The 8,650-nt window shown below is 65.3% G+C and carries 7 protein-coding genes; 5 read left to right on the top strand and 2 right to left on the bottom strand.

Translation table 11 applies throughout. The features are described 5' to 3' along the window. Nucleotides 1-126: 126 nt before the first annotated feature. Both ACVOLR_RS13290 and ubiH read right to left on the bottom strand, forming a co-directional pair. Nucleotides 127-1,305, bottom strand: a complete 1,179-nt coding sequence (locus ACVOLR_RS13290; protein WP_481536845.1) for a UbiH/UbiF family hydroxylase — start codon at nucleotides 1,303-1,305, stop codon at nucleotides 127-129. Then, complete coding sequence (gene ubiH / locus ACVOLR_RS13285; RefSeq protein ID WP_481536844.1) at nucleotides 1,302-2,513, bottom strand: 2-octaprenyl-6-methoxyphenyl hydroxylase; 1,212 nt, start codon at nucleotides 2,511-2,513, stop codon at nucleotides 1,302-1,304. The genes ACVOLR_RS13290 and ubiH overlap by 4 nt, the downstream gene beginning before the upstream one ends. A gap of 114 nt (nucleotides 2,514-2,627) precedes the next feature. Between ubiH and ACVOLR_RS13280 the strand changes: the two genes are divergently transcribed. The 5 genes from ACVOLR_RS13280 (at nucleotide 2,628) to ACVOLR_RS13260 (ending at nucleotide 8,649) form a co-directional block, all read left to right on the top strand. Beyond that, nucleotides 2,628-3,209: a hypothetical protein gene (locus ACVOLR_RS13280; RefSeq protein ID WP_481536843.1), complete on the top strand. Its 582-nt coding sequence runs from the start codon at nucleotides 2,628-2,630 to the stop codon at nucleotides 3,207-3,209. 14 nt (nucleotides 3,210-3,223) lie between these two features. Further along, the gene (locus ACVOLR_RS13275) at nucleotides 3,224-3,778 is read left to right on the top strand and encodes a cob(I)yrinic acid a,c-diamide adenosyltransferase (RefSeq protein ID WP_282270799.1); all 555 of its coding nucleotides are present in this window, start codon (nucleotides 3,224-3,226) and stop codon (nucleotides 3,776-3,778) included. Between the two features lie 57 nt (nucleotides 3,779-3,835). Then, nucleotides 3,836-4,759: a histone deacetylase family protein gene (locus ACVOLR_RS13270; protein ID WP_481536842.1), complete on the top strand. Its 924-nt coding sequence runs from the start codon at nucleotides 3,836-3,838 to the stop codon at nucleotides 4,757-4,759. A gap of 96 nt (nucleotides 4,760-4,855) precedes the next feature. After that, entirely contained in the window at nucleotides 4,856-7,291 is a 2,436-nt protein-coding gene (gene lptD / locus ACVOLR_RS13265; protein WP_481536841.1) for an LPS-assembly protein LptD, read from the top strand. Continuing rightward, nucleotides 7,288-8,649, top strand: coding sequence for a peptidylprolyl isomerase (locus ACVOLR_RS13260; protein ID WP_481536840.1), 1,362 nt, complete (start codon nucleotides 7,288-7,290; stop codon nucleotides 8,647-8,649). Before lptD ends, ACVOLR_RS13260 begins: the two co-directional genes overlap by 4 nt. Nucleotide 8,650: the final 1 nt, after the last annotated feature.

Genomic DNA, 8,650 nt, shown 5'->3' with positions numbered 1-8,650 from the left:
CCCCCCCGAGGCCCCGGCCCCCGGGGCGGCCCCCCCCCACCCGCGTCGCCGCCACCCCGCGGTGGTGGGGCTCTACACCCCCCACCCCCCGGCCCCGCGGGCGCGCGCCACTACATTTGGCCTTGCCTACAGCCCTGAGGCGCGTTTCCAGAACATCGACATCAGTGGCGGCATTTTTCCCGCCAGACCCAATAGCGCTCCACGCGCCAGGGTCAGGTGCATCTCGTCGTTGGAGAACACCTTGTTGATCGCATCGAAACTGTAGGCGGCCACCGTATTTTCACTGCGACGGGTACGCGCCCAGCGCTGCAGGCGGTGCGGCGAACTCCAGTCCTGTCGACGCTGCTTGGCTTCGCGCACAAGATCACGCAGGCCGGCCACGTCGCGCAGGCCCAGGTTCACACCTTGCCCGGCCAGCGGATGCACAACGTGCGCGGCATCGCCCAAGGTCAGCACGCGCCCGGCGACATATGCGCTAGCCAATTGCCGGCGCAGCGGGAACGCCGCGCGCGCTGAGACCAAACGCATTTCACCCAGACGCCCCGCAAACGCATTGGTCAACTCGCGGTTGAAGCTTTCCTCATCCAATGCCAGTACGCGTTCGGCTTCGGCATCAGGCAAAGTCCAGACGATGGAGCTGCGGTTGCGCTCGAACGGCAATACCGCCAACGGGCCGGTATCGAGGAAGCGCTGCCAGGCGGTGTCTTCATTCGGTAGCGCGCTGTCCACATAGGCGACCACGCCGCGCTGGCCGTAGTCATGCCGGCTGACTTCCAGCCCTGCCAAGCTGCGCAGGGTGGATTCGGCACCATCGGCAGCAATCGCGATTGATGCCTCCACGCGGCGGCCATCATCCAGCCGCAGGCGCACGCCCTGCGCGTCCTGTTCCATCGCTTCCACCCGCGCCGGGCAGTACATCTGCACGCCCGCAGCTGGCAGTGCCGCCCACAGGCGATCAACCAGCAAACCGTTTTCGACAATCCAGCCCAGCTCGCGCCGGCCCAGCGTGTCGGCATCAAACGTTAGATCGCCACCACCACCGGCATCCCACACCCGCATGCGTCGATACGCACGGGCGCGGGCCTGATCCACCTGTTTCCATACGCCCAGCGATTCCAGCAGGGCGGCGTTATCTGCAGCAAACGCGAATACACGCAGGTCCGGCTTCTGTGGCGACCACGGCGGCGGCTCGCGGCCTTCCACCATTGCCACCTGCAGTCCTTCCTCCGCCAGCGCCAGCGCACACGCCGCGCCAACCACGCCGCCGCCGACGATCACCGCGTCCCACTGTCCGCGCCGGCTCATCGCGCCTCACTCCTGCACAACTCGGGCACTTGCCCGCGGAAGCCCATCGCTCCGCCAACCAGGAAGGACTGCAGCGCCGGGGCCTGCGCCGCGGCGACAAAGCCCAGACTGCGCAGTGGCCGAATCAGCGGTGTCGCATTACTGGTCAAACGGGCAAGCCCATCGGAGAACGCCAGCGTCTGCTCGCGGTCCGGGCCACGCCGCGCCACATAGGCTTGCAGCAGATCCTCACTGCCCGGGTCCCGGGTTGCGTCGCCAATCAACTCGGCCAGGGTCAGCGCATCGCGCAGGCCCAGGTTGAAACCCTGTGCACCCAGCGGGTGGATGGTCTGCGCGGCATTGCCCAGCAACAGCGCGCGCTCGCCAACCAGCTTCTGCGCCAGTACCTGGATCAACGGGTAGGCGCTGCGCGGGCCGCTTTCCAGCAGCCGCCCGGCGCGCCAACCCACGGCATCCTGCAGCCGCGCCAGCCACGCCGCGTCATCCAGCGCCATCACCGCATCAGCCTCGTCGCGGGCGACACCATGGACCACGCCGTAATGGCGGTCGCCACGCGGCAGCAATGCGGTCGGGCCGGTATCGGTGAAGCGCTCATAGGCGCAGCCGTCCGGTGCCTTGGCCGCACGCAGCCGTGCCACGAACAGGGTCTGCTGGTAATCGTGTTCGCTGACCTCGATACCCAGCGCCTGCCGAACCGCGCTGCGGGTACCGTCGGCGCCAACCACCAGCCGGGCCTGCAGGCGCTGCTCGCCAGCGTCATCGGCAATGAGCACTTCGCGGCGACCGTCGCGGCTCACACCGAGGCCGACGAACTTGGCCGGGCGGTAGCGGGTCAGCTGCTGCAGTTCGCCCAGACGGGCTTCCAGCGCCTCACCAAAGTCCCGCGCCACCACCACCTGACCGAACGCCTCGCGGCCATAGTCGGCAGCCTGCATCAGCACCCGGCCGAAATCGCCGGCGCGGCTGACATGGATACGGCGGATCGGGCCACCTGGGTTGGCCAGCTTCTGCATCACCCCCAACGCGGTCAGCGCATTGATCGTGGCTGCCGCAAAGCTGAGGTTGCGCTGGTCGAACACCGCCGGCAGCGCGCCGCCCGGGGTCGCCTCGACCAGGCCTACATCCAGCCCCAACCGGTCCAATGCGATGGCCAGACTGGCACCAACCAGCCCACCACCGACGATCACTACGTCATGGTTCTTGCTCATGGGCCAATGATAACGGGGCTGCACCCGCCCGGTCGCCGCCCCTTGCCGCAGTGCAACCGCCGGTTCACCCCCACTGCGGCTAGAATGGCCGTCTGATTAACGGAAATCGCCACCATGACCGCCAACGCTCAACGCGCCATCATCCTGTCCCTGCTCGTGCTGCTGATGGCCGGCACCCGCCTCAACCACTTCGCGCCGATCCCGGATGCTTCGTGGGCGGTGTTCTTCATTGGCGGTTTCTACCTGCGCAACTGGACCCGCTGGGCGTTCCCGCTGCTGATGGGCCTGGCGGTAGTGATTGACTGGGTGGTGATCTCCAACCAGGGCATGAGCTTCTGGCAGCACTACTGCGTCTCGGCCGCCTACTGGATGCTGATCCCGGCCTACTTCGCGATGTGGACCGGCGGCATGCTGCTGCGTCGCTACTACCGCAGCGCCAACCTCAAGTCGCTGGGCATGCTGGCCGCCACCGTGATCGGTTCGGTCGCGCTGTGCCACCTGATTGCCCAGGGCAGCTTCTACTGGATCAGCGCCTCGGTCGCCGAGCCGACCTTCGCTGGCTGGGCCAAGAACTACAGCGACTGGCTGCTGCCGTACATGCAGAGCGCTGCCATGTATATCGGTGCTGCCGCGCTGGTGCAGGTTGTGGCTGAAGCCGTCAGCAAGCAGCCGGCCGCTGGCCGCGTTGCCCACTAAGGGCGCGCTGAGCAATGGGTAACCGCCTCTCCAAGATCTACACCCGCACCGGCGACGATGGCAGCACCGGACTGGGTGATGGCAGCCGTACCGGCAAGGATTCGCTGCGGGTCAACGCCTACGGCACCGTCGACGAGGCCAATTCGGCCATCGGCGTGCTGTTGGCCGTGGACCTGCCCGAGGACGTGCGCACGCTGCTGACCACCATCCAGCACCAGTTGTTCGACCTTGGCGGCGAACTGTGCATCCCCGGCCACGCCGCCATCCATGGCGCCGACATCGATGCGCTGGAGCAGCACCTGGACCGCTATAACGATGACCTGCCGCCGCTGAAGGATTTCATCCTGCCCGCTGGCGGCGAAGGCGCAGCGCGTTGCCATCTGGCCCGCACCATCGTCCGCCGTGCCGAGCGTGAAACCGTGGCACTGGCCCGTGTCGAAGACATCCGTGCCGAAGCGGTGCGCTACCTGAACCGCCTGTCCGACCTGCTGTTCGTGTTGTCCCGCGTACTTGCCCGGGCCGGTGGCCATGGCGAAGTACTGTGGAACCACGAGCGCCGTCACGGCTGATCCTCCCCTCCCATACGACGCCGCGCACTGCGCGGCGTCGACGGTTACAGTGCGGCCATGCTGGTATTTACCCACCCCGCCTGCCTTGAACATGACCCCGGCATCGATCACCCCGAGTCGCCGGAGCGTCTACATGCCGTCATTTCAGCCCTGCGCGCCGAGTTCCCGGACCAGTTGGAGTGGCGCAACGCGCCGCCAGCCAAGCTCGGCGAACTGGCCCGGGTGCATACCCGTGAGCTGATCGATTCGGTGCTGCAGGCGCAGACCGCGCCGCTGCGGCGTATCGATCTGGACACCTTCAGCTCGCCCGGTTCGGCCAGCGCCGCCCTGCATGCGGCCGGTGCAGGCGTCGCCGCAGTCGACGCGGTGATGCTGGAAGAAGGCAACAAGCACGTGTTCTGCGCGGTGCGCCCGCCCGGCCACCACGCCACCGCCGATACCGCGATGGGCTTCTGCCTGTTCAACAACATCGCCGTGGCCGCAGCCTATGCCCGCGACAAATACGGCCTGGAACGCATCGCCATCGTCGATTTCGACGTACACCACGGCAATGGCACCCAGGCCATCTTCGAAACCGAGCCCAAGATCGCCTACTACAGCACCCACCAGTCGGGCCTGTTCCCGTACTCGGGCAATATGCGCGAGCGCGGGGTCGGCAATATCTGCAATATCCTGCTGCCGCCGGGTAGCGGCGGCTTCCGCTTCCGCAACACCTGGGCCGACGAGATGCTGCCGCAGATCGAGGCATTCCGGCCACAGTTGCTGTTCATTTCGGCCGGTTTCGATGCGCACATGCGCGATCCACAGGCCGATCTGATGGTCGAAACCGAGGACTTCGGCTGGCTGACCGCCGAGCTGGTCAAGCTCGCCCAACGCCATGGCAGCGGCCGCGTGGTATCCATGCTGGAGGGCGGCTACGACCTGCAGGCCCTGCGCGAATGCAGCGTCGCGCATGTCCAGGAACTGCTCGCAAGCCGTTGATGGATGAACCTTGCCCGGCCCATCCGGCAGGCTTTCATTGCCCCCATGCAGACGATGCGGCAAGCTAGCGGCCGTTTTCCCCCGAATGCGAACCGCGTGCGCAAAGCTCTCCGCCTGCTTCCCCTGCCCTTGGGCATTGCCATCTGCCTGCCCGCCTGGGCCGACGATAAGCCGGTGAACTGGGGCCTGTGCCCGGCTACCGACACGCTTCCCGCCTTTGACGAGGCGCCACCGGCGGATCCCGCCGCCGCAGCCAACCGCGAGAAGTTGCCCACCGACATCGAAGGCAACGAGCTCACTGGCACCAGCGCCGTACCGCAATACCAGGGCAATGTGCTGCTCAAGCGTGGCGACCAGTTCATGGGCGCCGACAGCCTGCGTCTGGATACCGAAAGCGGTAATTACATTGCCGAGGGCAATGTCCGATATTCAGATTCGTCGATCCGAATGGTCGCCGAGCGCGCCGAAGGCAATCAGGAAACGGACTCGCACAAGATCAGCGATATCCGCTACCAACTGGTTTCCCGTCGCGGTAACGGCTCGGCCGATTCGGTCGACCTGCAGGGTTCGACCGGGCAGATGCACCACTCCAGCTATACCACCTGCGATCCCTCGCAGCCGGTCTGGAAGCTGGTGGCACCGCAGATCGATGTCGACAATGAAGAAGGCTTTGGCACCGCCCGCAATGCGGTGCTACGCGTGGGCAAGGTGCCCGTGCTGTACATGCCCTACTTCAAGTTCCCGATCGACGACCGTCGCATGACCGGCCTGCTCTATCCCAAGCTCAGCCTGTCCGGGCGCAACGGCTTTGACTACGCGCAGCCGATCTACTTCAATCTGGCGCCAAACTACGACGACACCTTGACCCCGCGCTACATGAGCAAGCGCGGGCTCATGCTCGACAACGAGTTCCGCTATCTGTATTCCGGCGGCCGTGGTCAGCTGGATACCACCTATATGGCGAACGACACATTGCGCGACCGCGATCGCGGCAGCCTGTCGTTCACCGGTTACCACAACATCGACAAGAACTGGCAGGCCCGCGCCAACCTGGCCTGGGTCAGCGACGAGCGTTACGTCGAAGACTTTTCCAACCGTCTGAACGGTATCACCTCCTCCAACATGCAGAGCACGGCTGGCCTGTACGGCACCGGCCGCAGCTGGACCGCCGGCATCATGGCCGACGAATGGCAGCTGACCGATTACACGCTGACCGAACAATCCTTGCCTTACAGCCGGCAGCCGCGTCTGTTCGCAACCTGGGATGAGGACTTCGGCCATTGGTTCGAGGCCGGCGTGTATGCCGAAGCGGTGCGCTTCACCCACGATGACATCCGCCTCAAGACGGTGGATGCAGACGGTGAATATGTCCGCACCGGCGACGTCACCCGGATGTTTGGCGGCTCGCGCCTGGATATCAAACCCTACGTCTCGATGCCCTTGGGCGGCGCTGCCTGGTACATCACCCCGACCCTGGCCTGGCGCTACACCGCCTATGACCTGGAGCGCGGCCTGGCCGACGACATCCGCGTCCAGCAATTGCGCGCGGCCGGCATCGACCCTGCCACCGCCTCCCCGGAGCAACTGCGCGGCAACACTTCGCCCAGCCGCAGCATGCCCATTGCCAGCATCGACATGGGCCTGTTCTTCGATCGTGAGACCACGCTCAAAGGCAAGTCCTACCTGCATACGCTGGAACCGCGGTTGTTCTACCTGAACGCCCCGTACCGCGACCAGTCGGACTTGCCGCTGCTCGATACCCGCGCCTTTACCTTCAGCTGGGGCCAGCTGTTCCGCGACTCGCGCTTCACCGGCGCCGACCGTCAGAACGATGCCAACCAGCTGACCACCGCGCTGACCACCCGCCTGATCCGTCAGGCTGATGGGCGCGAAAAGCTTTCGGCCAGCATTGGTCAAATCAGCTATTTCGAAGACTCGCGGGTCACCATCAACCCCGGCGACCCGGTGGTGAGCGAGAGCAAGTCCGCCTGGGTGGCCGACGTCAACTGGGCCATGACCGATCGCTGGACCTTGGGCACCACCTACCAGTGGAACCCCAAGTTCCGCAAGGAAGACCTGGCCAGCGTACGTGCACGCTACCTGCTGCCCGACGACGGCGTGATCAACCTGAGCTACCGCTACCGCGGCAACCCGAGCACCGGCAAGGAGCAGCTCAAGCAGGCTGACTTCTCCTTCCTGTACCCGATCAACCCGCGTTGGAGCGTCGTCGGCCGCTATTACTACTCCATGGTCGACAGCAAGCCGCTGGAAATCATCGGCGGCGTACAGTGGGACAGCTGCTGCCTGGCGGTACGTGCCCTGGCCCGCCGCTACGTCAAAAACCGCGAAGGTGACCTCAACAATTCGTTCCAGATCGAGTTCGTGCTCAAGGGCCTGAGCTCGGTCGGGCAGAACACGGACCGCACCTTGCGCCGTGCTATTCTCGGCTACAACCGAGACGACCTCTACCTCGTTCCGCCGAGCAACATTGAAGCGAACGACGACGACTACGATCCCAACCAGATTCCATGACCAAGACCCTTCCTGCAGTCCTCGCCACCTTGCTGGCGTTCTCCGGCGTTGCCGCCCCGGCTGTTGCACAGCAGACGCAACCGCTGGATCGCATTGCCGCCATCGTCGACGAGGGCGTCATCCTGCAGAGCGAACTGCAGCGTGCGGTCGCCAACATCAAGGGCCAGTACGCCGGCCGTGAAGCCCAGCTGCCGCCGGAATCGGTACTGGAGCGTCAGGTGCTGGAGCGCCTGGTGCTGGTCAAGCTGCAGGTCGCTCGCGCCGAAAGCAGCGGCATCCGCGTCAGCGATGAAGAGCTCAACCATGCCATCGGAAGCATTGCCCAGCAGAACGGCACCACGGTTGATGGCCTGCGCCAGCGCCTGAGCCAGGACGGTATCGGTTTCTCCGACTTCCGTAACTCGGTGCGCGAGGAAATCATCACCCAGCGCCTGCGCCAGAGCTTTGCACAGAGCCGCATCAACGTCAGCGAAGGCGAAGTGGATGCTGCGCTGGCCCAGCAGAATGCAGGCGGCGCCCAGTTCCACCTGGCGCACATCCTGATTGCCGTGCCGGAAGGCGCGACGGCCGAACAGATCGCCACCGGCCAGAGCAAGGTTGACGGCGTCAAGGGCTTGCTCGACAAGGGTGAGCTGGACTTCTCCGCTGCAGCCGTCCGTTACTCGGACAGCCCCAACGCGCTGGAAGGCGGTGACCTGGGCTGGCGCAGTGCCGACGAAATCCCCAGTGCCTTTGCCAACCAGATCAAGACCATGAAGGCCGGCGACGTGCTGGGCCCGATCCGTGGCCCGAGCGGCTTCCAGCTGCTCAAACTGGTGGAAACCCGTGATGCCGGCGGCACTGGCGACAGCGGCCAGAAGGTCACCGAATACCATGCCCGCCACATTCTGATCCGCGTCACCGATCAGGTAGACGACGCAGCGGCCAAGGCCAAGATCGAGACCCTGCGTGCGCGTATTGCTGGTGGCGCCGACTTCCAGGAGGTGGCAAAAGAGTCCTCCGACGACACCAACAGCCGTGGTCAGGGCGGTGATCTGGGCTGGTTCCCGGCCGATGCCTTCGGCCCGGACTTCGGCAAGCAGGTTGAAAGCCTGACTGACAATGGCGTGGGCACTCCGTTCCGTACCGATGCCGGTTGGCATATCGTGCAGCGCGTGGCCACCCGTCAGACCGACGTCGGCGACAACAACAAGCGTGCCCAGGTCCGTGAACAGATCGGCCGCCGCAAGCTGGACGACGAGTACAACCGTTACCTGCAGGAACTGCGTGGCGAAGCCTACGTCAGCTTCCGTAGCGGTGACCGTGCCGAGGGCAATGCCGACACGGCAACCACCCCGGCAGAACCGGCCAAGCCCTGAT

The sequence above is a fragment of the Stenotrophomonas sp. STEN030 genome (assembly GCF_056759995.1).
The sequence above is the reverse complement of the archived record's forward strand: the minus strand, read 5'-3'. Positions and strand labels throughout refer to the sequence as shown.

Excerpts from the sequence above, each read along its gene's own strand:
- ACVOLR_RS13260 (WP_481536840.1), top strand. The coding sequence starts at position 7,288 with ATGACCAAGACCCTTCCTGCAGTCCTCGCCACCTTGCTGGCGTTCTCC.
- ACVOLR_RS13270 (WP_481536842.1), top strand. The coding sequence starts at position 3,836 with ATGCTGGTATTTACCCACCCCGCCTGCCTTGAACATGACCCCGGCATC.
- ubiH (WP_481536844.1), bottom strand. The coding sequence starts at position 2,513 with ATGAGCAAGAACCATGACGTAGTGATCGTCGGTGGTGGGCTGGTTGGT.
- ACVOLR_RS13290 (WP_481536845.1), bottom strand. The coding sequence starts at position 1,305 with ATGAGCCGGCGCGGACAGTGGGACGCGGTGATCGTCGGCGGCGGCGTG.
- ACVOLR_RS13280 (WP_481536843.1), top strand. The coding sequence starts at position 2,628 with ATGACCGCCAACGCTCAACGCGCCATCATCCTGTCCCTGCTCGTGCTG.
- ACVOLR_RS13275 (WP_282270799.1), top strand. The coding sequence starts at position 3,224 with ATGGGTAACCGCCTCTCCAAGATCTACACCCGCACCGGCGACGATGGC.